Annotated in this window: 21 protein-coding genes; 14 read left to right on the forward strand and 7 right to left on the reverse strand. The window is 73.7% G+C overall.

Features of this window, described 5'->3' with window-relative positions:
• Window positions 1–233 precede the first annotated feature (233 nt).
• On the reverse strand, window positions 234–1868 hold the full coding sequence (locus ACIQCH_RS36765; RefSeq protein ID WP_402588425.1) for an isovaleryl-CoA dehydrogenase: 1635 nt from the start codon (window positions 1866–1868) through the stop codon (window positions 234–236).
• Window positions 1852–2466, reverse strand: coding sequence for a TetR/AcrR family transcriptional regulator (locus ACIQCH_RS36770; protein ID WP_402588427.1), 615 nt, complete (start codon window positions 2464–2466; stop codon window positions 1852–1854). Before ACIQCH_RS36770 ends, ACIQCH_RS36765 begins: the two co-directional genes overlap by 17 nt.
• Window positions 2467–2702: 236 nt before the next feature.
• Here ACIQCH_RS36770 and ACIQCH_RS36775 point away from each other — a divergent pair, with 236 nt between their 5' ends.
• From ACIQCH_RS36775 to ACIQCH_RS36810, 8 genes are all read left to right on the forward strand, one after another.
• Window positions 2703–4301, forward strand: coding sequence for a phospholipase (locus ACIQCH_RS36775; protein ID WP_402588429.1), 1599 nt, complete (start codon window positions 2703–2705; stop codon window positions 4299–4301).
• Between the two features lie 118 nt (window positions 4302–4419).
• A complete protein-coding gene (locus tag ACIQCH_RS36780) occupies window positions 4420–5076 on the forward strand; it encodes a DUF2278 family protein (protein WP_402588431.1) in 657 nt (218 codons plus the stop codon).
• A gap of 259 nt (window positions 5077–5335) precedes the next feature.
• Window positions 5336–5554 (forward strand): ferredoxin, encoded by a 219-nt coding sequence (locus tag ACIQCH_RS36785; RefSeq protein WP_402588433.1) that lies wholly within the window; start codon window positions 5336–5338, stop codon window positions 5552–5554.
• Window positions 5551–6954, forward strand: a complete 1404-nt coding sequence (locus ACIQCH_RS36790) for an NAD(P)/FAD-dependent oxidoreductase (protein ID WP_402588435.1) — start codon at window positions 5551–5553, stop codon at window positions 6952–6954. Before ACIQCH_RS36785 ends, ACIQCH_RS36790 begins: the two co-directional genes overlap by 4 nt.
• Before the next feature lie 61 nt (window positions 6955–7015).
• Window positions 7016–8272 carry a cytochrome P450 gene (locus tag ACIQCH_RS36795; protein ID WP_402588437.1) on the forward strand — a complete coding sequence of 419 codons (1257 nt, stop codon included), beginning with the start codon at window positions 7016–7018 and terminating at the stop codon, window positions 8270–8272.
• Window positions 8273–8443: 171 nt separating this feature from the next.
• Complete coding sequence (gene dhaK, locus ACIQCH_RS36800) at window positions 8444–9436, forward strand: dihydroxyacetone kinase subunit DhaK (protein WP_402588439.1); 993 nt, start codon at window positions 8444–8446, stop codon at window positions 9434–9436.
• 137 nt (window positions 9437–9573) lie between these two features.
• On the forward strand, window positions 9574–10197 hold the full coding sequence (gene dhaL, locus ACIQCH_RS36805) for a dihydroxyacetone kinase subunit DhaL (RefSeq protein WP_402588441.1): 624 nt from the start codon (window positions 9574–9576) through the stop codon (window positions 10195–10197).
• Complete coding sequence (locus tag ACIQCH_RS36810) at window positions 10194–10604, forward strand: PTS-dependent dihydroxyacetone kinase phosphotransferase subunit DhaM (RefSeq protein WP_030196219.1); 411 nt, start codon at window positions 10194–10196, stop codon at window positions 10602–10604. Before dhaL ends, ACIQCH_RS36810 begins: the two co-directional genes overlap by 4 nt.
• 19 nt (window positions 10605–10623) lie before the next feature.
• On the opposite strand, the gene ACIQCH_RS36815 is transcribed toward ACIQCH_RS36810, so the two are convergent.
• Window positions 10624–11397, reverse strand: coding sequence for an aminotransferase class IV family protein (locus ACIQCH_RS36815; protein WP_402588443.1), 774 nt, complete (start codon window positions 11395–11397; stop codon window positions 10624–10626).
• A gap of 87 nt (window positions 11398–11484) precedes the next feature.
• On the reverse strand, window positions 11485–11880 hold the full coding sequence (locus ACIQCH_RS36820) for an RNA-binding S4 domain-containing protein (protein WP_402588444.1): 396 nt from the start codon (window positions 11878–11880) through the stop codon (window positions 11485–11487).
• A 210-nt stretch (window positions 11881–12090) separates the two neighbouring features.
• Here ACIQCH_RS36820 and modA point away from each other — a divergent pair, with 210 nt between their 5' ends.
• A complete protein-coding gene (gene modA, locus ACIQCH_RS36825) occupies window positions 12091–12906 on the forward strand; it encodes a molybdate ABC transporter substrate-binding protein (protein ID WP_402588446.1) in 816 nt (271 codons plus the stop codon).
• 128 nt (window positions 12907–13034) lie between these two features.
• On the forward strand, window positions 13035–15002 hold the full coding sequence (locus ACIQCH_RS36830; RefSeq protein ID WP_402588448.1) for an ABC transporter permease: 1968 nt from the start codon (window positions 13035–13037) through the stop codon (window positions 15000–15002).
• Between the two features lie 54 nt (window positions 15003–15056).
• On the opposite strand, the gene ACIQCH_RS36835 is transcribed toward ACIQCH_RS36830, so the two are convergent.
• Window positions 15057–15959 carry an MBL fold metallo-hydrolase gene (locus tag ACIQCH_RS36835; protein ID WP_402588450.1) on the reverse strand — a complete coding sequence of 301 codons (903 nt, stop codon included), beginning with the start codon at window positions 15957–15959 and terminating at the stop codon, window positions 15057–15059.
• Window positions 15960–16060: 101 nt separating this feature from the next.
• On the opposite strand from ACIQCH_RS36835, the gene ACIQCH_RS36840 reads away from it, so the two are divergent.
• Window positions 16061–17065: an AraC family transcriptional regulator gene (locus ACIQCH_RS36840; protein WP_402588452.1), complete on the forward strand. Its 1005-nt coding sequence runs from the start codon at window positions 16061–16063 to the stop codon at window positions 17063–17065.
• 49 nt (window positions 17066–17114) lie between these two features.
• On the opposite strand, the gene ACIQCH_RS36845 is transcribed toward ACIQCH_RS36840, so the two are convergent.
• A complete protein-coding gene (locus tag ACIQCH_RS36845; RefSeq protein WP_402588454.1) occupies window positions 17115–18098 on the reverse strand; it encodes a helix-turn-helix domain-containing protein in 984 nt (327 codons plus the stop codon).
• A 693-nt stretch (window positions 18099–18791) separates the two neighbouring features.
• Between ACIQCH_RS36845 and ACIQCH_RS36850 the strand changes: the two genes are divergently transcribed.
• The 3 genes from ACIQCH_RS36850 (at window position 18792) to ACIQCH_RS36860 (ending at window position 21381) form a co-directional block, all read left to right on the forward strand.
• A complete protein-coding gene (locus ACIQCH_RS36850; protein WP_402588455.1) occupies window positions 18792–19100 on the forward strand; it encodes a transposase in 309 nt (102 codons plus the stop codon).
• Window positions 19097–19966, forward strand: a complete 870-nt coding sequence (locus tag ACIQCH_RS36855; protein WP_402588457.1) for an IS3 family transposase — start codon at window positions 19097–19099, stop codon at window positions 19964–19966. Before ACIQCH_RS36850 ends, ACIQCH_RS36855 begins: the two co-directional genes overlap by 4 nt.
• A gap of 680 nt (window positions 19967–20646) precedes the next feature.
• Window positions 20647–21381: a DUF4328 domain-containing protein gene (locus ACIQCH_RS36860; protein ID WP_402588459.1), complete on the forward strand. Its 735-nt coding sequence runs from the start codon at window positions 20647–20649 to the stop codon at window positions 21379–21381.
• A 28-nt stretch (window positions 21382–21409) separates the two neighbouring features.
• On the opposite strand, the gene ACIQCH_RS36865 is transcribed toward ACIQCH_RS36860, so the two are convergent.
• On the reverse strand, window positions 21410–23749 hold the full coding sequence (locus ACIQCH_RS36865; RefSeq protein WP_402588461.1) for a SpoIIE family protein phosphatase: 2340 nt from the start codon (window positions 23747–23749) through the stop codon (window positions 21410–21412).
• Between the last annotated feature and the right edge of the window lie 251 nt (window positions 23750–24000).

The following is a 24000-nucleotide window of genomic DNA, read 5'->3' on the forward strand; positions in this document are numbered from 1 at the left end:
GGCCCTGCGGCAGGCCCACCCCTGGGGCAAGGGGGCTCCGCCCCTGGCCTGCGGCCACCCCAGGCCCGGGCCTGCCTCCGGACCAGCCTGCCATGCCGCCTCAAGCGCCTCCCCCACACACCACGGGACCCACCTGGCACCGCCAAGGATGTGATGACCGGGTGCGTGGTGGCGGGTGTTGGAGGGCTTCCCCCCGACACCCGACCCAACGGCGGGGCGGGGCGCCCGGAGCGTCAGAGGGCCGTCGTGCGTGCCCGGTCCAGGATCGCCTCCGTGTCCACCCCCGGCGGGAGCGTGCCGAAGGCGCCGCCGTGGTCGCCGCCCAGGCGCGAGGCGCAGAATGCGTCGGCCACGGCGGGCGGGGCGTAGCGGTGGAGCAGTGAGGCCTGGAGGACCAGGGCCATCGTCTCGGTGAGGCGGCGGGCGCGGAACTCGGCCTCGGCCGGGTCGGCGAGCTGCTTGCGCAGCTCGGCGACGGCCGTGTCCAGGTGCCGGTCCGCCCCGGCGGCCCGCTCGACCTCGGTGAAGAAGGCGTCGACGGCCTCGGGCGCGCGGCCCATGGCGCGCAGGGTGTCGAGGGCGGCGACGTTGCCCGAGCCCTCCCAGATCGAGGACAGCGGGGCCTCCCGGTAGAGCCGGGGCATGCCGGAGTCCTCGATGTAGCCGTTGCCGCCGAAGCATTCGAGGGCTTCGGCGGCGTGCATCGGCGCGCGCTTGCAGACCCAGTACTTGGTGACGGCCAGGCCCAGGCGTCGGAAGAGGGCCTCGTCGGCGTCGCCCGCCACGGCGCGGTCGGTGGCGCCGGCCAGCCGCATCGCGACGGCGGTGGCGGCCTCGGACTCCAGGGCGAGGTCGGCGAGGACGTTGCGCATGAGGGGCTGGTCGATCAGGGCCTTGCCGAAGGCGCGCCGGTGGGTGGCGTGGTGGACGGCCCGCACGAGGCCGAGGCGCATGCCGGAGGCGCCGCCCAGGACGCAGTCGAGGCGGGTCATGTTGACCATCTCGATGATGGTGGCCACGCCCCGGCCCTCGGCGCCGACGAGCCAGCCGTGCGCGCCCTCGTACTCGATCTCGGCGGAGGCGTTGGACTTGTTGCCGAGCTTGTCCTTCAGGCGCTGGAGGTGGAGGGAGTTGCGGGTGCCGTCGGGCAGGACGCGGGGCAGCAGGAAGCAGGACAGGCCGCCGGGGGCCTGCGCGAGGGTGAGGAACAGGTCCGACATCGGCGCGGAGGTGAACCACTTGTGGCCGGTGAGGCGGTACGTGCCGTCCGGTGCGGGGACGGCGGTGGTGGTGTTGGCGCGGACGTCGGAGCCGCCCTGCTTCTCGGTCATCGACATGCCGGCGATGAGGCCGGACTTGGTGTGCGGGGTGCGCAGCCCGAAGTCGTAGGTGCGGGAGGCCAGCAGGGGCTCGAACCGGTCCGCGAGCTCGGGGGTGGCGCGCAGGGCGGGTACCGCGGCGTACGTCATCGAGATCGGGCACGAGTGGCCGGCCTCGACCTGGCCCCAGACGTAGAACTTGGCGGCGCGGGCGACGTGGGCGCCGGGGCGGGGCTCCTGCCAGGGGGCGGCGTGCAGGCCGTGGCGGACCGCGACGTTCATGAGCTCGTGCCAGTACGGGTGGAACTCGACCTCGTCGACGCGGTGGCCGTAGCGGTCGTGGGTGCGCAGCACGGGCGGGTTCTCGTTGGCCAGCCGGCCCCAGTCGACGGCCCGTTCGGAGCCGGCCAGGACGCCGAGCTCGTGCAGCTCGGGGGCGGCCCAGTCGGCGCCTTCGCGGGCGAGGGCCTCGGTGAGGGCGGGGTCGGCGGCGACGTCGTGGCCGACGTGCGGCGGGACCTGGTTGGTGACCTCATGCGTCTGCGGCAACGTGTCCTCCAAGGGCGCGCAGGGTGAAGGTGATCAGGGCGGGCACGACGTCCTCGGGGGCGGCGTCGCCGTCGGCGAGCGGGCCCACGAGGGCCTCGGCGACGGCGCCGACGAGGGCGGCGGCGGTCAGTTCGGGGGCCTGGGGCGGGAGTTCGCCGCCGGCGACGCCTTCGGCGACCAGTCCGGCGAACACGTCGCGGAAGGCCCGGCGGAAGACCAGCCGCTCCGTGTCGACGGCGGGGTCGACGGGTTCGGCGAGCAGCGCGAAGGCGCGCCGGGGGGCGGCCAGGGCGCGTACGGCGAAGGTCTCGACGGCGGCCGCGGTGAGTTCGGCGGCGGTTCCGGGACCGGCCGCGGCGGCGGTGACGGCCGCGACCTCGCGGGCGACCAGGGTGCGGAAGAGGCCGGCGGCCAGCTCGGACTTTCCGGAGAAGGACTGGTAGACGCTGCCGGTGGAGACGCCGGCCTCGGCGGCGATGGCGGCGACGGAGCAGCCGGCGTACCCCTCGCGGGAGAGGAGGCGGACCGCGGCCTCCAGTACCCGCTCGCGGCGGGCGTCGAGGCGGGCTTGGACGGCGGGGGTCCTGCGGTAGGGCATGGAAGGATTGAAGCACTGATTCACTGCTTCAATCCAGCCCTCGGTGCGCGGGGCGGCGCCCCGCGGGGGCGGAGTGAAGGGTCTGTGGCGACGAGGTGGCCGAAAGGTGCCGACCATCCCGTACTTACTGGTAACTTCCTGGAGTTGATCTTGCGGGCCGGTCGCTCCGGCCCGGACCCCCCTCATGCAAGGACGCTCCATTGGCTGCCCTCCGGCTCCACCGCACCACCTCACGCATGGCCCGTGCCTCCGTCTCCGCCCTCACCCTCGCGGCCGCGCTCGCCCTCCCCGCCCCGGCCGCCGGCGCCGCGGACGCCGCGACCGGGTCCGCGACCCCGCACCTCGACGCGGTCGAGCAGGTCCTGCGCCAGGTCTCGCCCGGCCTCGAGGGCCAGATCTGGGAGCGCACCGCCGGCAACCGGCTCGACTCCTCGGCCCCCGACGGCGCCGACTGGCTGCTGCAGACCCCCGGCTGCTGGGGCGACGCCTCCTGCACCGACCGCCCCGGCTCCCGGCGGCTGCTGGCCAAGATGACGGAGAACATCGCGCAGGCCACCCGTACGGTCGACATATCGACCCTCGCGCCGTTCCCCAACGGCGCGTTCCAGGACGCGATCGTGGCGGGCCTGAAGGCTTCGGCGGCCAAGGGCAACAAGCTGACCGTGCGCGTCCTGGTCGGCGCGGCGCCGCTTTACCACGCGAACGTCGTCCCCTCGAAGTACCGCGACGAGCTGGTCGCGAAGCTGGGCCCGGCGGCCGCGAACGTCACCCTCAACGTGGCCTCGATGACCACCTCGAAGACGGCGTTCTCCTGGAACCACTCCAAGCTGCTCGTCGTCGACGGCCGCTCCGCGATCACCGGCGGCATCAACGACTGGAAGGACGACTACCTCGACACCGCCCACCCGGTGGCCGACGTCGACCTCGCCCTGACCGGCCCCGCCGCCGGCTCCGCCTCCCGCTACCTGGACGCGCTGTGGGCCTGGACCTGCCAGAACAAGAGCAACCCGCTGACCGTGTGGTTCGCCTCCTCCAACGGCGCCGGCTGCCTGCCGACCCTCAACGCCGCCCCGGCGGCGCCGGCCGCCGAGGGCGACGTCCCGGTCATCGCGGTCGGCGGTCTCGGCGTCGGCATCAAGAGCTCCGACCCCGCCTCTCGCTTCGCCCCGGTGCTGCCGACCGCCCCTGACACCAAGTGCACGGTCGGTCTGCACGACAACACCAACGCCGACCGCGACTACGACACGGTCAACCCCGAGGAGAGCGCCCTGCGCGCCCTCGTCGCGAGCGCCAGCCGGCACGTCGAGATCTCCCAGCAGGACGTCAACGCCACCTGCCCGCCGCTGCCGCGCTACGACATCCGGCTGTACGACACCCTCGCCGCGAAGCTGGCCGCGGGCGTCAAGGTCCGCATCGTCGTCAGCGACCCGGCCAACCGCGGCGCCGTGGGCAGCGGCGGCTACTCGCAGATCAAGTCCCTGTCCGAGATCAGTGACGCGCTGCGCGGCCGCCTCGCGCTGGTGACCGGCGACCAGGCCACCGCCCGCACCGCGATGTGCAGCAACCTCCAGCTCGCCACCTTCCGCAGCTCCGACGCCCCGACGTGGGCCGACGGCCACCCCTACGCCCAGCACCACAAGCTGGTCTCGGTGGACGACTCCGCCTTCTACATCGGCTCGAAGAACCTGTACCCGTCCTGGCTCCAGGACTTCGGCTACGTGGTCGAGAGCCCGAAGGCCGCGGCCCAGGTCGGTACGGACCTGCTCGCCCCGCAGTGGAAGTACTCGCGGGCGACCGCGACGTACGACTACGAGCGCGGCGTCTGCCAGGGCTGACGCCGCACCGGGGGCCGGCCGCGTCCGGCCCCCGCATGAACCCGGTACCGGAGCCTCCGGCCCCGGTACCGGGCGCGTCCCGGGTCGGCCGCCCGTGTGCGGTGGTTCACTGGACGGCATGCCCTTCGAGCACTACGGCGTGCTGGCCGGAACCCTGAACCGCCACTTCCGGGACACCCCCGACGATCAGGGCCGGTGGTTCCACGTCAACCTCAGGGTCGACACCCCCGGCGGGCAGTTCACGTGCGCGGTCGACGTGGACAGCCACCAGTCCTCGACCGGCGTGCAGTGGAAGGTGTTCACCCTGGACGCGGCGGCCCTCGGCCCGGTGGACGCACTCGCGCAGGGCTTCCACGAGCTGGCCCGCGCGGCCGGGTCCGGCGCGCTCGACTACCTCAGGCACCCGGCCCTGCGGGACCGGCGGCCCTGGCCGGCGGGACTCCCCGCATGGCTGCGGCAGCTCCTGGAGCGGTGGTTCCGGCCCGGACGGCCCTGGCACAGCGGGTCCAACACCGATGCCGCACAGGCGCTGGAGACGGTCCTGGTCGTCGGCCGCCCGATCCTCGTCTTCGGGGAGCCCTTCGACGTCGGCCTGGGCGTGCACAACGTCCACCAGAACCAGGGCGATCCGTACGGCTCCCCGTGGTGGGCCGAGAACGGCGTCTGGCAGGACGGGGCCACCATGACGCGGAGGCCGGACGGCCGTTACGACGTGTTCCTGAACAGGTTCTCCTCCCAGGCCGACCACACCGACGCGGGCGGCCACCCGGTGTAGGCAACTCCCGGCACGGGTCCGGGAGACGTGGGCTTCGGCGACCGGACCCGTCCACGGGACGGGCGGTCGGGACGGAGCGGGTTTGCGATCGTCGCTCGGCGGGACGAGTATTTTTCTTGGGAGCGACGACCGGAGCATGCCCCGACGTCGACGCCGCCGAGGTCTCGCGCGCCCTCGACACCTGGCCGCATGCCCGCATCGCTGCACGACCGCGTCGCCGGTCGTCATGGGGGGAGGCAGAAGCGGAAGGAGTCCGCCCATGCGGATCGTCGTGGACCTGAATCGATGCCAGGGTTACGCACAATGCGTGTATCTGGCGCACGAGGTCTTCAGGTTGAGCGGTGAGGAGGCGCTCACCTACGAGCCGAACCCCGATGACGAGCGGCGGCTGCAGGTCGAGCGAGCAGCTGTGGCGTGCCCCGTGCAGGCGATCGTGATCGATCGCCTGGACGGCGCGGAGCGGAGCGGGACACCATGACCCTGTTGGCGACGGTGGCGGAGTTGGTACGCGAGTTCAGGGCCAACGGTCGGATCGTCATCGTGGGTGCATCGCTGGCCGGGCTACGGGCCGCGGAGGCCCTGCGCGAGGAGGGTTTCACCGGTTCGTTGACCATCATCGGGGACGAGCCGTACGAACCCTACGACCGTCCCCCGCTGTCCAAGCAGGTGCTCAAGGGCTGGGTGCCGGCCGACCACACCAAGCTGCCCCGCATGCGAGACGTGGAGGCGGACTGGCGGCTCGGGGTGGCTGCCACCGGGCTGGACCGGGCCGCCAAGCAGGTGCGCCTGGCCGACGGCGAGCAGGTCGGGTACGACCGGTTGCTGATCGCCACGGGCACGCGCGCGCGCCGGTGGCCGAACGCGACCGAGGCCGCCCTTCACGGGGTCCACACGATCCGCTCCCGTGATGACGCCGAACAGCTGCAGAAGGCACTGGGCGAGCCGCCGTCGCGGGTCCTCGTCATCGGCGCCGGGTTCATCGGATCGGAAGTGGCCTCCGTCTGCCGGGAGCTCGGCATCCCCGTGACCGTCGTCGAGCGGGGCTCGGCGCCCCTGGTCGGCGCGCTCGGCGGCGTCATCGGGGAGATCGCCGCGCAGATGCAGCGCGATCACGGCGTGGACCTGCGCTGCGGGCTGGGCGTGTCGTCGCTGGAGGGCGACTCCGGCGGACACGTGCGGCGGGCCCGGCTCTCGGACGGGGCCACCGTCGACGCCGACGTGGTGGTGGCCTCGCTGGGGTCGATCCGCAACGTGGAGTGGCTGGAGGGCTCCGGGTTGGCGGCCGGCTTCTGGGGCGTCGGGTGCGACGCCGGCGGCCGCGCCTTCGACATCAACGGCGTGGTCACCGACAGCATCTACGTGGCGGGAGACGTGGCGCGTGCCCCGCACGTGCTGTACGAGTACCAGTTCCTCGCGATGGAGCACTGGGACAACGCCGTTCTCGGCGCCGAAGTGGCGGCGCACAACATGGTGAACCTCGAGCCCCACTACCGCCCGCACCTGCTGGTCCCCGGCTTCTGGTCCGGTCAGTTCGGCACCAACATCAAGTCCGTCGGCGTGCCGCCGTTCGGTGACGAGATCGTCTTCACGCAGGGGTCCGTCGCGGAGCGCCGTTTCGCCGCCGCCTACGGTCACAGAGGCCGCATCGTCGCGGCCGTCACGTTCGACCACGGCAAGTGGCTGGAGTACTACGAGAAGCTGATCGAGCGATCCGGGCCGTTCCCGCCCCCGCCGCCGGGCTGGGACCGGCCGCCCGACACGAAGCCGATGCCGGCCGAGTTCCCGGAACCCGGCGTGCCGACGGAGGTTCCCGACGTCGTCCTGACCGGCCACGCCCCGAGCGGGCGGACGGCCGAGTTCCGGCCTCGACACCACTGACGCGCCCGCCGGCCTGGCCGTGTGGGCGGACAGCACCGACAGGATGAAGGAGGGGAGCCTCGTGGTCGAGGAAACCCCCTGGCAGCAAGCCCTCCGCTACGCCAACCGCGCCGATCCGTACCCCTTCTACGAAGAACTGCGCAAGACACCGGTGGCGCGGCAGCCGGACGGGACCTACGTCGTCAGCACCTACCGCGAGATCGTCACGCTGCTGCACGACCCCCGGGTCAGTTCGGATCCACGAAAGGCTCCCGCCCCGGTCCCGACCGAGGAGGAGGGAGCTGCGGACCGGACGGACGAACCGCAGGCCGAACCGAGCATCATCACGTGCGATCCGCCCGAGCACGATCGTGACCGCCGGATGATGACGCCGCATTTCGCCGGCCCGCCCGATTCGCCCGACCTGATCTCGGGCCTGGAGCCCGAGATCCGCCGCATCGTCGACGGCCTCCTGGACGACATGCGGGGCAAGACCCGGATCGATGCCGTCGACGACTTCGCCTATCCCCTGCCGGTGACGGTGATCTGCAAGGTCCTGGGCGTGCCGCTGGAGGACGAGCCACGCTTCCACCAGTGGATCCAGACCGCCCTGGACGCCTGGGAGTACGGCCCCGAGACCGCCTCCGAGGACTTCCCGAGTCGGCTGGCCGCGAGCAACCAGGCCGTGCAGGACTTCGGGCGGTTCGCGGCCGAGCTGCTCGACCGGTACGCCCGGCAGCCCGGCCCGGGCATGCTCTCGGCGATGGTCAACGAGGACGGCCCGGAGGGCCGGATGTCCAGGGGCCTGCTCACGAGCAATGCCCTGCTCCTGATCTTCGCCGGGCACGAGACCACGGTCAATCTCATCGCCCACAGCGTGCTCACCCTGCTGCGGCACCCCGACGCGCTCCAGAAGCTGCGCCGCCGGCCCGAACTGATCGTGCCCGGTGTGGAGGAGCTGCTGCGCTTTGAGTCGTCGGTGCAGTTCTGGCCCACCCGCTCCGCCGTGGAGGACATCGACATCGCCGGCACCACCATCCCGAAGGGGGCGCCGATCTTCCTGGCGTACGGCTCGGCGAACCGCGACCCGGAGCAGTTCACCGACCCGGACGAACTCGACCTCGAGCGCCGCGACAACCGGCACCTCGGATTCAGCCAGGGCATCCACTTCTGCTTCGGCGCTCCGCTCGCGCGGCTCGAGGTCCAGAACGCGATCGGCGAGTTCGTCCGCCGGGTGGAGAACCCCCGGCTCGTCGAGGACCCGCCGCCGTACCGGCGCAACCAGATCTTCCGCGGACCGCGGCACGTCCTCGTCGACATCGACGGCATCCGCGACTGACGGTCGTGTCCGGTCAACTCCTCGAAAGGCGGGCCTCCGTCCGCCTGTCGCTGCGGGGTGGACTCCCCTACCGTCGAATACCGTCGGAACGAGCGGTGCGCAGTCTGCATGCCGCCTGACCGAGCGTCACCGATACCAGCGACAGGCCGGCATCACCACCGGGAGACACGCATGCGGATGCTGATCAACGCCCCCGAGACCGTGGTCGCCGACGCGCTGCGCGGGATGGCCGCCGCGCATCCGGAGCTGAGGGTCGACGTCGAGCGGCGCGTCGTGGTGCGCGGCGACGCGCCCGTGGCCGGGCAGGTGGCGCTGGTCTCCGGCGGCGGGTCCGGGCACGAGCCGCTGCACGCCGGGTTCGTGGGGCCGGGGATGCTGACCGCGGCCTGTCCCGGCGAGGTGTTCACCTCACCCGTGCCGGACCAGATGGTGCGGGCCGCGGCGGCCGTGAACGCCGGCGCGGGGGTGCTGTTCGTCGTCAAGAACTACACCGGTGACGTCCTGAACTTCGACATGGCCGCCGAACTCGCCGAGGACGACGGCCTGCGCGTGGAGCGCGTCCTCGTCAACGACGACGTGGCCGTCAGCGACAGCCTGTACACCGCGGGCCGTCGCGGCACCGGCGCCACGCTGTTCGTCGAGAAGCTCGCCGGCGCGGCGGCGGAGGAGGGCGCCCCGCTGGAGCACGTGGCCGCCGTGGCCCGCCGGGTGAACGACTCCTCCCGCAGCTTCGGCGTGGCGCTCAGCGCCTGCACCACGCCCGCCAAGGGCAGTCCCACCTTCGAACTCCCCGACGGCGAGCTGGAGCTGGGCGTCGGCATCCACGGCGAGCCGGGCCGGGAGCGGCGTCCGATGATGGCCTCCCGCGAGATCGCCGACTACGCGGTCGGCGCCGTGCTCGACGACCTCCGTCCGAGCGGACCGGTCCTGGCGCTCGTCAACGGAATGGGTGCGTCGCCGCTGCTGGAGCTGTACGGGTTCGCCGCCGAGGTCCGCCGGGTGCTCGACGCGCGCCGGGTGCCGGTGGCCCGCACCCTCGTCGGGAACTACGTCACGTCGCTGGACATGGCGGGCTGTTCGGTCACCCTGTGCGCGGTGGACGACGAACTGGTGCGCCTGTGGGACGCCCCCGTCCGGACGCCCGCGCTGCGCTGGGGGCGCTGACCGGCCGCCCGTGCGCCGCACCCGCCCGCGGCCCGAGCACGACGGCCCGCGACGGCCCACGAACGCGTAGATCCCACGGACCGCGAACCCGCGAACCCGCGAACCCGCGAACCACGACGACGACCGGAGGAGACCCGGTGCGCGACGCAGAATTCTTCCGCCACTGGATGACCGCGGCGGCGGCCGCCGTGGAACGGGAGGCGGACCGGCTGACCGAGCTGGACTCCCCCATCGGCGACGCCGACCACGGCAGCAACCTGCTGCGCGGCTTCACGGCGGTCGTGAACGAGCTCGAGGCCCAGGGGCCCGACCAGCCCGGGGCGGTCCTGCAGCTCGCCGGCCGCACCCTGATCTCCACCGTGGGCGGCGCCTCCGGACCGCTGTACGGGACCCTGCTGCGACGGGCCGGCAAGGAGCTCGGCGAGGCGGCCGAGGTCGACGACGAGCAGGTGCGCAAGGCCCTGTACGCGGGCGTGGGCGCGGTCGCGCAGCTGGGCGGGGCGGCACCGGGCGACAAGACGATGCTCGACGCCCTCGTGCCTGCAGTGGCCGCCCTGGGGACCTCGTACCGGGCTGCCGCGGACGCGGCCGAGAACGGCGCGCTGGCGACCGTACCGCTGCGGGCGCGCAAGGGCCGGGCCAGCTATCTGGGCGAGCGCAGCATCGGCCACCAGGACCCGGGCGCGACCTCGTCGGCGCTCCTGCTGGCAGCGCTGGCGGACGTGGCCGAGGACCGGGCCGGTGCGGAGGGGCGGGCATGACCACGGAACCGCAGGTGGGGATCGTGCTGGTCTCGCACAGTGCGCGGGTGGCGGAGTCGGTCGCCGAGCTGGCCCGGGGGCTGGCCGCGGGCGGGCCGCCGGTGCCACTGGCCACGGCGGGCGGGACCGCGGACGGCGGGCTGGGCACGAGCGCCGAACTGATCGTGGCGGCCGCCCGCGCGGTGGACCGCGGGGCGGGCGTCGCCCTGCTGGCCGACCTCGGCAGCGCCGTCCTGACGGTGAAGGCCCTGCTGGCCGAGGAGGACGAGCTCCCCGAGGGCACCGTCCTGGTGGACGCCCCCTTCGTCGAGGGTGCGGTCTCGGCGGTGGTGACCGCCTCCGCCGGCGCGAACGTCGAGGCGGTGGCCGCCGCGGCGGCGGACGCGTACGCCTACCGCAAGGTCTGAGGCCGAACGCGCCGGGCGGCTACAGCGGTTCGCCCTCGATCGAGGTGTACGCCGTGCGCAGGGCGTCGATGACCGCGTGGGAGCCGGGCAGTTCGATGCCGTCGATGCCGCTGACCGCCCGGACCCCGATGGCCGCGTTGGTCGCGAAGGCCGCCCGGACGGCCGGCAGTTCGTTGAGGTGGACCGGCCTCGTGACGTGGTCGTGGGCCCCCTTGAGGAGGTCCATCGTCACGCCGTGGAGGCACTCGGCGCTCGGCCAGACCACCCGGGTCCCGTCGTAGAACCCGATGTTCCAGGTGGCCCCCTCGGAGACGGTCCGGTCCCGGTCGACGAACAGCGCGTCGTCGAAGCCCTCCAGCTGGGCCCGCCGCCGGTGGTGCAGACCGGCGAAGAGGCCGACGCTCTTCACTCCCGGTACGTCGCGCACGTACACCGTCGACCGCACGCGCAGCGGCGGGAGCGGCAGGGCTCCGGCCGGTCGCGAGGTCACCAGCACCTGCGGGTCCCCCGCCGTCGCCGGGTGCCCGAGGTCGAGAGCGGGGTCGAAGACCGTCACGCGGACGGTCGTGGAGCCCGTCCCGGGGGCGGCGCGGCGGGCCAGCTCGCGGACCCGCTGCACGTCGAGGTCGACCCCGAAGAGCGTCCGGCAGTCGCGCCGCAGCCGCTGCAGGTGCAGCCCCAGGCCGCGCACCCGCCCGTCGTCGACGCGCATGGTCGTGAAGTGTCCGTAGTTGGTGAGCGCCAGGCTCTGGAGCTGGGCGAGCCCGACCGGCTCTCCGTTGAGTTCCGCCACGCGGCCAGGATGCCATCCCGGTCGGGGTTCCCGGCCGGTCGGCGGCGTGCGGTGCCGGCCGGCGGGCGCGGCCGACCCGGGGCGGGGTCAGCGGCCGCGGAGGGCGTCGGTGTCGCGGCGCTCGCGCTTGGTGGGGCGGCCGGCGCCGCGGTCGCGCAGGCCGGCCGCGGCGCGCTCGACGCGGGTGGGCGGCGGCGGGCTCTTGTCGATGAGGCACTCGGCCGCCACGGGGGCGCCGACCCGCTTGGTGATGGTGCGCTGCACGATCACGATGCGCTCGCGGCCCTCGTGGAAGAGCCGCACCTCGTCCCCCGGCTTGACCGGTTGCGCCGGCTTGGCGCGCTCCCCGTTGACCCGTACGTGCCCGGCCCGGCAGGCCGCGGCCGCCGCGGAGCGGGTCCTGGTGAGCCGTACGGACCAGATCCAGCTGTCCACGCGCGCGGAGCCGCCCTGGTCGGGGAGGGGAGAAGGCTGTGCAGACATATGAGGACTCTAGCCGGGATCGCACCGCGGTTGTCGGAATAACCAACGACTTCGGCATCTGCCATGTGGAAGGCGCCGAGAGAATTGCAAATGCCGCCATCATCCCCCTACCTTGTGGCGCATGCCCGACGCCACGCCGCCCGTCACCGGTGGGGCGCACCATTCGCGGACCGGCCGGGCCGGCCCGCAGCCCCGAGGAGTCCGACCCTCATGTCCCTGACCACGAACCGTCGCCGTGCCGCCGCCGCCCTGCTCACCGCGGCCCTGCTGGTACCGCTGAGCGCCTGCGGAAGTGACGACAGCAAGAAGGACGGCGGCGCGAAGGGGACCGAGTCCTCCGCCCCGGCCGCCGACGCCAAGGGTGCGAAGCTGACCGTGCTCGCCGCGTCCTCCCTGACCGACGTCTTCAAGACCGCCGGCGCGGCGTACGAGAAGGCGCACCCGGGCACGAAGATCACCTTCTCCTTCGCCGGCTCGCAGGAGCTGGCCGCCCAGGTCAAGCAGGGCGCCCCCGCCGACGCCCTGGTCACCGCCGACACCAAGACGATGGACGGGCTGAAGGCCGACACCGGCACCCCGACCGTGATCGCCAAGAACCGCCTGGTCATCGCCACGGCCAAGGGCAACCCGCACAAGGTCGGCGCCCTCAAGGACCTCGCCGACACCAAGCTGAAGGTCGTGCTCGCCGCGCCCGAGGTGCCGGTCGGCCGCTACAGCAAGAAGATCCTCGACGCGCAGAAGATCGTCGTGAAGCCGGTCTCCCAGGAGCCGAACGTGCGCGCCGTGCTGAGCAAGGTCGAGCTGGGCGAGGCCGACGCCGGCCTGGTCTACAAGACGGACGCCTCGCACGCCGCCGGCAAGGTCGACGCCGTCGACATCCCGGACGCCCAGAACGCCGTGGCCTCGTACCCGGCCGCGACGCTGAAGACCTCCAAGAACGCCGAGGCCGCCGCGGCGTTCGTCGCCTGGCTGAGCACGCCCGAGGCGCAGAAGATCCTCCAGGACGCCGGTTTCCAGCAGCCGTAGTCCGGACAACGTGGGGAGGGGCTGCCTGGTCCGGGGGGACGGGCGGCCCCTCCGCGCGTTCCCCCGCCCGGGCACCAGCGCCGGGCACCCGCACCGAACCCCCGGTTACGACTCCCAGGAACCTCCCGATGAAACGTCTCACCTCCCGAGTGCCGGGCCGTCCGCGCGCCCCGCTGGCCCTGGCCGTTCCCGCGCTGGTCGCCGTCGCGTTCCTGCTGCTGCCGCTGATCGGCATCCTGACGCGCACGTCGTGGGGCGACCTGGGCGAGCACCTGACCAGCCCCGGCGTGGTCGAGGCGCTCCGCCTCTCGCTGGTCGTGTCGCTGTGGGCCCTCGGACTGTCGCTGCTGCTCGGGGTACCGCTGGCCTGGCTGCTGGCGCGGGTGGACTTCCCGGGCAAGGCGGTGGTGCGCTCGCTGGTGCTGCTGCCGATGGTCCTGCCGCCCACGGTGGGCGGCGTGGCGCTGCTGCTCGGGTTCGGGCGGCGCGGGCTGCTGGGGCCCTGGCTGGAGGGCACGTTCGGGATCACGCTCCCGTTCCACACCTCGGGCGCCGTGGTGGCGGCCACGTTCGTGGCGATGCCCTTCCTGGTGATCAGCCTGGAGGGGGCGCTCGGCGGCCTGCGGCCGCGGTACGAGGAGACCGCCGCCTCGCTCGGCGCTCCGCCGGTCCGGGTCTTCTTCACGGTGACGCTGCCGATGGTGGCCCCCGGCCTGATCGCGGGCGCGGCACTCACGTGGGCCCGCGCCCTGGGCGAGTTCGGCGCGACGATCACCTTCGCGGGCAACCTGCCCGGCACCACCCAGACCCTCCCCCTCCAGGTGTACCTGCTGCTCCAGGACCAGCCGGAGGCGGCCACCTCCCTGTCGCTGCTGCTCCTGGCCATCGCCATGGCCGTGCTGATCGCCCTGCGCGGCCGCTGGACCGGCCTCCCCGCCCCGGACCGGGCCGCGGCACCCGCCGCCACCGACGAGGAACCCGTCCGCGGGCCCGCCGCACCGCCGGCCCACGTCGCGGCGGCCGACGGCGCCGTGGCGGGGACCCGGGAGGCCGCCACCGAGCTGTGGCCCCTGCACGCCGAGGTGACCGGCTTCAACGAGCTCACGCTGGACGCCCGGCCGGGCACCACCATCGCCGTCGTCGGCGAGAACGGCGCGGGCAAGACCACCCTGCTGCGCGCCCTGCTCGGCCTCACCCCGCGCGCCCACGCCCGGCTGCGCCTGGGCGACAGCGACGTCACCGCCCTCCCCCCGCACCGCCGCGGAGTGGCCTGGGTGCCGCAGGACGGCGCCCTGTTCCCGCACCTCACGGCGCTCTCCAACACCGCGTACGGACTGCGCGCCCGCGGGGTACCGCGTACCGAGGCCCGGCGGGAGGCGCAGCGCTGGCTCGACCGGCTCGGCGTCGGTCACCTGGCCCAGCGCCGACCCGCCCAGCTCTCCGGCGGGCAGGCCCAGCGGGTGGCGCTGGCCCGGGCGCTGGCGGCACGCCCGCGGCTGCTGCTCCTCGACGAGCCGCTGGCCGCCCTCGACCAGACCACGCGGGCACACGTCCGACACACCCTGCGCACGCACCTCGAGGGCTTCGGCGGGGTGTGCCTGATCGTCACGCACGACCCGGTCGAGGCGGTGTCGCTGGCCGACCGGGTCCTCGTACTCGACGGCGGCCGCGCCCTCCAGGACGCCCCGCCCGCCGAGGTGACGCGGCATCCGCGCTCGCCCTGGGTCGCCCGGATGCTGGGGCGCAACGCCTGGCCCGGAAAGGCGGCCGCGGGTGGTCTCGCCCTGGCGGGCGGGGGGCGTCTGGTCCTGGCGGACGCGGTGGCGGAGGGCACGGAGGCCCTGGCGATCATCGCGCCCGAGGCGGTGTCCGTACACCGCGACCGGCCGGCCGGCAGCCCGCGCAACGTGTGGCCCGGCACCGTACGCGAGATCACCTCGGTCGGCAGCCGGCTTCGAGTCCTGATCACCTCGGACGACGCCCCCGACCTGGTCGCCGAGATCACCCCGCAGGCCGCCGCCGACCTCGCCCTGGCCGAGGGCGCCGACGTCTGGACCAGCGTCAAGGCCACCGAGGTCACGCTCGTGTCGCTGTGAACCGGCCCGACCGCGCGCACCCGGTGCGGGGGGGCAGGCCGGCCGGTACGGGGGTCAGGCCGGCCACGCCGCGAAGGTGAACGCGCCGCCGGCCCGCCGCACCTCGACCGCACCCGATCCACCGAAGTGCGCCGGCACCACCAACTCGCCCAGGTCCGCGGCGCGTTCCAGGACCCGGCGGCGACTGGCCGCCGCCCCGGCCGGGTCCAGGCAGAAGCAGCTGTTGCAGGTCGGGGCGAGGACCTGCACGGGGCTGTGCATCAGGTCGCCGACGAACACCGCCCGGTCGTCGCCGGACTCCAGCCGCAGGACGGACGACCCGGGCGTGTGCCCGGGGGCCGACTCCAGGGTGAGGTGCGCGTCGATGCGGTACGTGCCGTCCCACAGCTCGGCCTGCCCGGCGCGGTGCACGGGAGCGATGCTGTCCTCGTAGATGAGCCGGTCGTCCACGCGCACGCCGCGTCCGTAGCCGTTGTCCGGTCCGTAGTGGTGGTCGTCAGCGGCCGGCAGCAGGTAGCGGGCGTTGGGGAAGGTGGGTACCCACTCCCCCGCGACCCCGGTGGTGTTCCAGCCGACGTGGTCGCCGTGGATGTGGGTGTTGACGACGACGTCGACGTCCTCGGGACGGATCCCGGCCGCGGCCAGCCCGCCGAGGAAGTCGCCCTGCTGCTGGTGGAACGCCGGATTGCCCGGCCGCTCCCGCCCGTTGCCCACGTTCGTGTCGACCAGCACGGTCCGTCCGCCGCTGCGCAGCACCCACGTCTGCAGCGCGATCACCGCCCGGTCGGCGGCCGGGTCCCAGTGGTCCGGGGCCAGTCGGTCCCGGTTGTCCTTCCAGAGCGCGGGCGCCGCCCCGGGCACCAGGTCGCCGGCGGGCACGAACGGGCCCCGCCACTCGGTGACCCGGGTGACCTCGACGTCGCCCAGCACGAACCTCTGCACGTTCTCACTGTCCATGCCCCGACCCTACGGAGCCCCCCATGAGGCTCTCAATGCGCGTCAGGCTCAACCGGATACGCGTCCGTCTCACCGCGGGAGCGACGGAGTACGCTGCGCCGATGGACGTGGTGAGCGACGCGATCGCGGCGGTACGCATCGGCCGGCCCTCCTCCAACCGGGTCCGGGCCGAGGGGAGTTGGAGCACCCGACTGGCGCCGTACGAGGGCGCCGGCTTCCACGTGGTGATGCGCGGCGGCTGCCGCCTGCAGTCCGGCGACGGCCGGACCCTGACCCTCGGCGCGGGAGACGCGGTGCTGCTGCCGCACGGTACGGAGCACGTGCTCGCGGACGCGGACGCGGACGCCGACCGCCTGGCACGCGCGGTGCCGTTCGACGCGTGGCTGGACGGCGGCGGCGTCACGGCCGCATCCGCGCCCCGGACGGGACCGGCCACCGCGTCCGGGACGGGGGCCGGAGCGGGGTCCGGGGTGGGGGCCGGAGCGGGGGAGGTCGAGTTCCTGTGCGGCAAGTACCGGCTCGACCGCAGCCGCGTCCACCCGCTCATGGCGGAACTCCCGGAGGTCGTCCACCTCCCGAACCGCGTCGGCGCCCACCCCGAACTCCGGGCGGCCATCGACCTGTTGGGCCGCGAGCTGAACGACCGTCGGCCGGGCTCCTGCATCGCCCTGCCGAGCCTGCTCGACCTGCTCCTCGTCTACATGGTCCGCGCGTGGCTGGCCGACGGCGCGGCCGGCGCCTGGCCCGCCGTACTGGGCGATCCCGTGGTGGCGGCCGCGCTGCGCGCCCTGCACTCCGACCCGGCGGCGCCCTGGACCAACGAGCGGCTCGCAGCGGAGGCGGGCGTGTCCCGTCCGACCCTGGCCCGCCGGTTCACCGCCCTGGTGGGCCGGCCCCCGATGGCGTACCTGACCTGGTGGCGGCTGACGTTCGCGGCGACCCTGCTGAGGGACACCACGGACCCACTGGCCACGGTGGCCCGCCGCGTCGGCTACGGCACTCCGTACGCCTTCTCGCACGCCTTCAACCGGGAGTTCGGCACCACCCCGGGCCGCTACCGGGCACGGTCCGAACCGGACGCGGGGCGGCACGCCCTGACGGACTGACACCGCACACCGCTCACGCCCTTCACCCTGTTCACCCCACTCACCCCACTCACCCCACCCGCCCCATCAGCCCGTCACCGAGCGCGCTGCGCCGGTACAGCACCCGCCGGCCGTCCCGGGCGCGCGCCACCAGCCCCGCGTCGTACAGGACCTTGAGGTGCTGCGAGACCGCGCTGGGCGTCACGCGCAGCCGCTCGGCGAGCTCCACGGTGGCCAACGGCTCGTCGAGGAGCCCGAGCAGCCGTGCCCTGGGTGCGCCCAGCAACGCCCCGAGCGCACCCGGGGGCCCCTCCGGCACGGGGTCCCACAACGTGGCCACCCCGCGGCTCGGGTAGATCAGGGACGGCGGCGCCTCGGGACTGACCGGCGGCGCGGGCTTGTGCACGAACACCGAAGGGGACAGCAGGAGTCCGCGCCCCGCGGCGGCCACCGTGTGCTCGCTGATCATCTTGTCGATGTGCAGCACGCCGGCCTGCCACGACAGGTTCGGATGCATCCCGGCGAACAGCCGGCGGGCACCGCCGAGCGCGAGCTGCCGGGCCCGGTACGTCATGTCCGCCTCCAGCAGCAGTCGCATCCGCGGCCACAGCGGCCGTACCGCGATCTCCCAGTACGCGCGCAACAGCACGCACACCCGGTCGCGCAGCGCCTCCACCACCCGGTCGTCCCCGGCGAGCGCGTCGTGCAGCGGCGCGGGCAACGGATCGGGCTGGTGCGCGTCCACCAGGTCGCGCCGCACCTGCGCGGCGGGGGTCCGCCGGACCACCGCCAACTCCTCCTCGAAGTCCGGCGCGAACCGCTCCGACCGGGGGGTGACGAAGTCCGGCAAGGTGAGCCGCTCGGCCACGAGGGCCATCAGCAGCCCGGTGTCGAGCCCGCCGATCCGCGGCAACACGGCGCGCCGCCACGGCAGGTGCAGTGCACCCAGCCCCGGATCGCGCAGCACGCGCAGGCTCAGCACGGTCTCCCCCAGCGGCGACAGCGCGAACCGCGTGTCCGCCAGGTCCTCGACGCCGAGCACGAACCTGATCATGGCCCCGTACGCTACCCGGCCCCACCTCGGCGGGCGGGGTGGGGCGGGGCCGGGGTGTCGGCGGGGGGGGCGGGGTGTCGGCGGGGGGCGGGGTGTCGGCGGGACCGGGACGTCGGCGGGGTCGGGGCGACGGGTGCGGGGCCAGTGCGAGGTGTCGGGGGAGGCGGCCCCACGGGGCCGGGGTCGGGACCACGCAAGGCACCGAAGGAGCCCCCGCACCCACCGAGCCGGGTCGCTTCAGCACAAGGCACCAAAAGGGGGCTTCTCCGAGGGGCGGGGTCGGAGAGGGTCCTGGAGCCACCCGCCTCTTGAGGGTGTTTCCGGGGCGGGGCGGGCCGTCAAGGGCGCCCTTCGGGCGTCGCCTTCGGCGATTCCGCTGCGCTCCACCCTTGACGGCCCACCCCGCCCCGGAGGCAGACACCCTTCGGCGGGAGGCTCCAGGAAGGACGGTCAGGGAGCCGAATTCCCCGGACGACTCCCTTGCCTTCCACCTCGGGGTCCACGCCCCGGATCGCTACGCCCCTCCGCTCGGCCCGGCGGCCGGCGGGCCGGTGGGGGCCGGACATAGGCCGCCCACGACGCCCATGTGGTGCCGGCCGGCTCGGCGGCCGGCGGACCGGCGAGGGCCGAACTGAGGTTGCTTCGGTTTAGCGGACATCCGAGATCCGGGCTTGTGCCCGGGGAGGGGTGTCCATGATGGAGAACGTGGCGAAGAAGAAACCGCGGCAGCGGCGGCAGTTCACTGCCGATTTCAAGGCCGAGATCGTCGAGTTGTGCCTGCGTGGGGACCGGTCAGTGCCCGATGTCTGCAAGGACTTCGACCTGACCGAGTCCGCGGTGCGGCTGTGGCTGGCACAGTCCGACGACAGTCACCAGCCCCAGGACCTCGACCGCGACGAGCGGACGGAACTGGCCGAGCTACGGCGGGAGAACCGCCGTCTGCGCGAGGACGTCGAGATCCTCAAGCGGGCCACGGCTTTCTTCGCGAGGGGGACCCGGTGACGGTCGACCCGTTCATCGAGGCGGAGAAACGCGCAGGTCACAACGTCAAACGGGCGTGTGAGCTGATGAAGGTCTCCCGGTCCGCCTACTACCAGCGCCGCCAGACCGCCACCGGACCCAGAGCCCGCGAGGACGCGGAACTGACCTCGCTGATCAACCAGGTCCACACGCATTCACGCGGCACCTACGGCGCCCCACGAATCCACGCCGTCCTCAAGCTTGAGGGGCATGCGTGCGGCCGACGCCGCATCGCCCGCCTGATGCGGGAAGCCGGCCTTCAAGGCCGGCACCGCCGCCGCGGGCACCGCACCACGATCCCGGATCCCGCCGCGGCCACCCGTCCTGACCTGGTCATGCGGGACTTCACCACCGACCCTGACGCGGTCGACACGCGTTGGTGCGGGGACATCACCTACATCCCGACCGGCCAAGGCTGGCTCTATCTGGCCACCGTCATCGACATCGCCTCCCGCCGGGTGGTCGGCTGGTCCACTGCCGATCACCTCGGCACCAGCCTGGCCGCCGACGCACTCACCGCAGCCTGCCTGCAGCGCAGGCCCGCAGGGACGGTGATCTTCCACTCCGATCGCGGGAGCCAGTACACCAGCGGCGACTTCGCCCGTCTGGCGGCCCGCCTGGGCGTCCGGCTCTCGGTCGGCCGCACGGGCGTGTGCTGGGACAACGCCCTCGCCGAGTCGTTCTTCAGCACGCTGAAGAACGAGCTCGTCAGCCTGCACACCTGGCACACCCACGCCGCCGCCAAGACCGCGATCTTCGAGTACATCGAAGGCTGGTACAACACCCGCCGACTCCACTCCAGCCTCGGCTACCAAACCCCAGCCCAGTACGAAACAACCGCAGCCTGACCAACACATACAACCTGTCCGCCAAACAGGAACAACCTCAGTCCCGGCCCCGCCAGGCCGGCGGCCGCCGAACAGACCAGTGGGGCGTAGCGATCGTGGGCGGCCCATGTCCCGGCCCCGCCGGGCCGGCGGCCGCCGAACAGACCAGTGGGGCGTAGCGATTCGAGGCGCTGACCCTGGTGGCCGGACTCGGCGGGCCGGAGTCTTCACGATCGTCCAGGGCGTCTTTCTGGGCCTGTCCGCCGAGGTTTTGCTCTTCCGGGCCGGGCCGGGCTGTCAAGGGTGGAGCGCAGCGGAATCGCCGCAGGCGACGCCCGAAGGGCGCCCTTGACAGCCCGGCCCGGCCCGGAAACCCTCGGCAGGCGGACAGGCCCGACACCGGCCACGGACTCCGACCCGGTCCCAGCGCCACCCCGTAGCGCCGACCCCGCGAGCCAAGACCGACCCCCTCCACCGGCCCTCGGGCCGATTGTCCCCAGCGCCCCGAGCGACACTTTGCTCCCACCTGCTCCCATCTACTCCCGGCTGCTCCCGCCTGGTACCCCCTAAGCCCACCTGGTACCGCTCTGACCTGGGATTTTCTGCGTGGACGCAGGCCGATCGACTGACGTAGGTTCCTCCCTGGCCCGCCCGTCCGGCGTGCCGTTCCTTGTTCCGTACCCGTGGGGGGTTTCCTCAGCATGTCCGTCGCCCCGGCCGGTCCTCCGGCCCCGGCCCTGTATCCGTACGCCGCTCCCGATCTGAAGGGCGTCCGGTTGCGCTCGCCGCGCGGCCTGGCCATCGCCTTGGCCGTGCTCTTCGCACTGGTCGTCGGGACCGACCTCTTCGCCGTGTTCGCCGACTGGAACCTGCGCTCGCTCATGGAGCGGGTCATGGCGGACTCCGGTTCGGTGAGCGCCGCCGAGCTGAACCGTGGCGACACGATGAACGGCGTGGCCGGCACGCTCCAGAGCGCCGCCACGCTCGTGACCGGCATCGTGTTCATCGTCTGGTTCCACCGGGTGCGCACGAACGCCGAGGTGTTCGCCCCGGGCGCGGACAAGCGCAAGCGCGGCTGGGCCATCGGCGGCTGGTTCGTACCGATCGCCAACCTCTGGATCCCGTACCGGATCGCCGTCGACACCTGGGGGTCGAGCACGCCCTTCGAGGCGGACGGGAGCTACCGCCGGGTTCCACTGACCGCAGTCAACTTCTGGTGGGGCGTCTTCGTCCTGTCCACCCTCGTCGGGCGGTACGCGAGCCGCGTCTACGGGCACGCCGAGACCGCTGACGCGCTGCACTCCGCCGCCACGACGATGCTGTTCAGTGACGCCCTCGACGTCGTCGCGGCCGTCCTCGCCGTGCTGTTCGTCCGCAAGCTCACGGCCATGCAGCACGCCAAGGCCGCACAGGGCCCCGTCGTAGCGGCGGTGTGATCGGGGGCGCGCCGGCGCCGACCCACCATCAGGTCGGCCCGGCGCCCCCGTCCCCATCAGCATCCGCATCCGCATCCCCACCTGCATCCGAATCCCCGTCCGGGATCGCGAACTCGGCCCACACGCACTTGCCGCCGCCCCGGGGTTCCACGCCCCACGCGTCCGAGAGCTGCTCGACGAGCATCAGCCCGCGCCCCGAGACGGCCCAGTCGTCGGCCTCCCGGCGGCGCGGGAGGGCGCTGGAGGTGTCCTCGACCTCGACCCGGACCCGCCCGTCGGCGGTCAGCCGTACGGTGACGACCCCGCCGCCCTCGGTGTGCACCAGGGCGTTGGTCATCAGCTCGTCAGCCGCCAGCTCGATCTCGTCGGCCCGCTCCCACGCACCCCACGCCGCCGCCGCGGCCCGGATCAGGTGCCGGGCGGTGGCGGGGGCGTCGGAGTCGCTGGGGGCCAGGTGCTGGCGCAGCGGGCCGCCGCCGCGCGGGGCGGGGGTGCCGTGGCGACGCAGCAGGAGCAGGGCCATGTCGTCCCCGCTGCCCGCGTCGCCGACCAGGTCGCACAGCAGGTCGGCCAGTTCCTCCAGGTCCGCCGGTCCGTCCCGAACCGCGGCCATGAACTCCCGCATGCCGACATCGGGGTCGAAGCCGGGCCTCTCGATCAGGCCGTCGGTGCACAGCAGGAGCGTTTCGCCCGGGTGCAGCTCGAACGCCGTGACCGGGTAGCCCTGCCCGCTCACCAGCCCGAGCCCGCCCCCGGGACCCTGCCCACCGGCCTGACCTTGTCCACCGGCCTGACCCTGCCCGCCGGCCTGGCCCGTTCCGGCAACCTGGCCACCCTCACCAGCCTTGCCTTGCCCACCGGCCACCCCCGACCCTCCGCCCTTCCCCGACCCGCCGGCCTTCCCCGCCCCACCGCCCGCCCCCAGCCAGCCGGCCGACCCCGGCCCCTGCCGGTGGGTCAGCCCGAGGGGCAGCCCGCCGGCCACCACGACCCGGTGGCAGCTGCCGTCCCCGCGCCGCACCACGGGGTCGAGGTGCCCGGCCCGGACCAGCTGGAGCAGGCCGGTGGCCACGTCCATCTCGGCGTACGTGCAGGTGGCGAAGCGCTCGGTGTCCAGCTCGCGCAGGAACGCCGAGGCGCGGGCCATCGCGGTCCCCGGGGTGTGCCCCTCGGTGACGTACGCGCGCAGCACGATCCGGAGCTGGCCCATGACCGCGGCCGCGTCCGTGTCGTGCCCCTCGACGTCGCCGATCATGACCCCGATCCGGCCCTCCGCCAGGGGGATCACGTCGTACCAGTCGCCGCCGATGTCCCGGCCCATGCGCGCGGCCCGGTACCGTACGGCGATCTGGGCGCCCGGCACGTCCGGGATGCTGCGCGGCAGCATCGCGCGCTGCAGCCCCTCCGCCAGGTCGTGCTCCTGCTCGTACAGCATGGCCCGCTGCAGGCTCTGCGCGATGCCGCTGCTCAGGGCGACCAGCAGGTTGCGCTCCTCGGCGGTGAAGTCGCCGTCGCGCGCGTACAGCAGCCCCAGCACGCCGATCGGACGGCCCTGGGCGATCAGCGGCAGGTACGCGCCGCTGCGCACCGACAGCGGGGAGACGTACGGCCACAGCACGGGGTAGCGCTCCTGGAACTCGTCCCGGGAGGCGAGGTAGACCGGCCGCATCGTGCGGACGGCCTCGCTCATCGGGAACCCGGCGTCGATCCGGGTGTACTCGATCTCCGGTACGTACGCGCCGAGCTGGCCCTCCGCGACCAGGTGGATGCGGCCGCCGTCCACCACGCCCAGCATCACGCTCACCGCCCCGAGGTGCCCGAGCGCCTCGGGGTCCTTCAGGATGTCGATGACGTCGTTGACGGTGCGGGCGTGCGCGAGGATCGCGGTGGTGCGCTCGACCACGCCGGTCATCCGCTGCCGGCCCTCGTCCTGCTCGGCGAACCCGCCCGGCTCGCGCGGGTCCAGGGAGGCGTCGCGGACGATGCCGATGACCCGGTACGGGCGGCCGGCCGCGTCGCGCAGGATGTGGCCCTGGGTGTGGGTCCAGCGGGAGCCGCCGCCGGGAAGCCGGATGCGGAAGTAGGCCCCGTACTCCGAGCGGCCGTTCTTGAGCGCCTGGGCGATGCGGGCGTCGAGGCGGGCGTCCTCCCCGGGCGGGATCCGCCGGCGCAGCGAGGCGGCCGTGCCGCCCCATTCCTCGGGGCTCAGCGAGAACACCTCGAGCGCGGTGGCGTCCAGGTGCATCTGCCCGCTGTCGAGGTCCCAGTCGAAGGTGCCGAGGCGGTTGAGCGCGAGGCTCCGCTCGGGACCGGCGGGCCACTCGTCCGGAGTGGGCACCGGGGCCCGGGTCACTCCCCAATCGGCCATGGAGCCACTGTCTCACCGATCGGCGTCGTACGGGACGACATGCGGAGGGCAAGAATCCGTTTCATGGGAACCCCGGGGGGTCGCGGGGGGGGGGGGGGGGGGGGGGGCGGCCCCCCCGGGGGGGGGGGGGGGGGGGGGGGGGGGGGGGGGGGGGGCCATCGGGGGCCCACGGTCGCTGCGCTCCGGCCGGTTCCGGTGGTGGGTGCGGGCGGTGGGTCAGTTCGGGTGGGTCTCGTGGGCGGCGGCGTCCT

Origin of the sequence: Streptomyces sp. NPDC093225, from assembly GCF_044753805.1 — a bacterium.
Lineage (GTDB): Bacteria > Actinomycetota > Actinomycetes > Streptomycetales > Streptomycetaceae > Streptomyces.

Bases quoted from the DNA above. Each gene is read 5' to 3' on its own strand.
- ACIQCH_RS36770 (WP_402588427.1), bottom strand. From the start codon at position 2,466: ATGCCCTACCGCAGGACCCCCGCCGTCCAAGCCCGCCTCGACGCCCGC.
- ACIQCH_RS36775 (WP_402588429.1), top strand. From the start codon at position 2,703: ATGGCCCGTGCCTCCGTCTCCGCCCTCACCCTCGCGGCCGCGCTCGCC.
- ACIQCH_RS36780 (WP_402588431.1), top strand. From the start codon at position 4,420: ATGCCCTTCGAGCACTACGGCGTGCTGGCCGGAACCCTGAACCGCCAC.
- ACIQCH_RS36785 (WP_402588433.1), top strand. From the start codon at position 5,336: ATGCGGATCGTCGTGGACCTGAATCGATGCCAGGGTTACGCACAATGC.
- ACIQCH_RS36790 (WP_402588435.1), top strand. From the start codon at position 5,551: ATGACCCTGTTGGCGACGGTGGCGGAGTTGGTACGCGAGTTCAGGGCC.
- dhaK (WP_402588439.1), top strand. From the start codon at position 8,444: ATGCGGATGCTGATCAACGCCCCCGAGACCGTGGTCGCCGACGCGCTG.
- ACIQCH_RS36810 (WP_030196219.1), top strand. From the start codon at position 10,194: ATGACCACGGAACCGCAGGTGGGGATCGTGCTGGTCTCGCACAGTGCG.
- ACIQCH_RS36820 (WP_402588444.1), bottom strand. From the start codon at position 11,880: ATGTCTGCACAGCCTTCTCCCCTCCCCGACCAGGGCGGCTCCGCGCGC.
- modA (WP_402588446.1), top strand. From the start codon at position 12,091: ATGTCCCTGACCACGAACCGTCGCCGTGCCGCCGCCGCCCTGCTCACC.
- ACIQCH_RS36830 (WP_402588448.1), top strand. From the start codon at position 13,035: ATGAAACGTCTCACCTCCCGAGTGCCGGGCCGTCCGCGCGCCCCGCTG.
- ACIQCH_RS36835 (WP_402588450.1), bottom strand. From the start codon at position 15,959: ATGGACAGTGAGAACGTGCAGAGGTTCGTGCTGGGCGACGTCGAGGTC.
- ACIQCH_RS36840 (WP_402588452.1), top strand. From the start codon at position 16,061: ATGGACGTGGTGAGCGACGCGATCGCGGCGGTACGCATCGGCCGGCCC.
- ACIQCH_RS36845 (WP_402588454.1), bottom strand. From the start codon at position 18,098: ATGATCAGGTTCGTGCTCGGCGTCGAGGACCTGGCGGACACGCGGTTC.
- ACIQCH_RS36850 (WP_402588455.1), top strand. From the start codon at position 18,792: ATGATGGAGAACGTGGCGAAGAAGAAACCGCGGCAGCGGCGGCAGTTC.
- ACIQCH_RS36860 (WP_402588459.1), top strand. From the start codon at position 20,647: ATGTCCGTCGCCCCGGCCGGTCCTCCGGCCCCGGCCCTGTATCCGTAC.
- ACIQCH_RS36865 (WP_402588461.1), bottom strand. From the start codon at position 23,749: ATGGCCGATTGGGGAGTGACCCGGGCCCCGGTGCCCACTCCGGACGAG.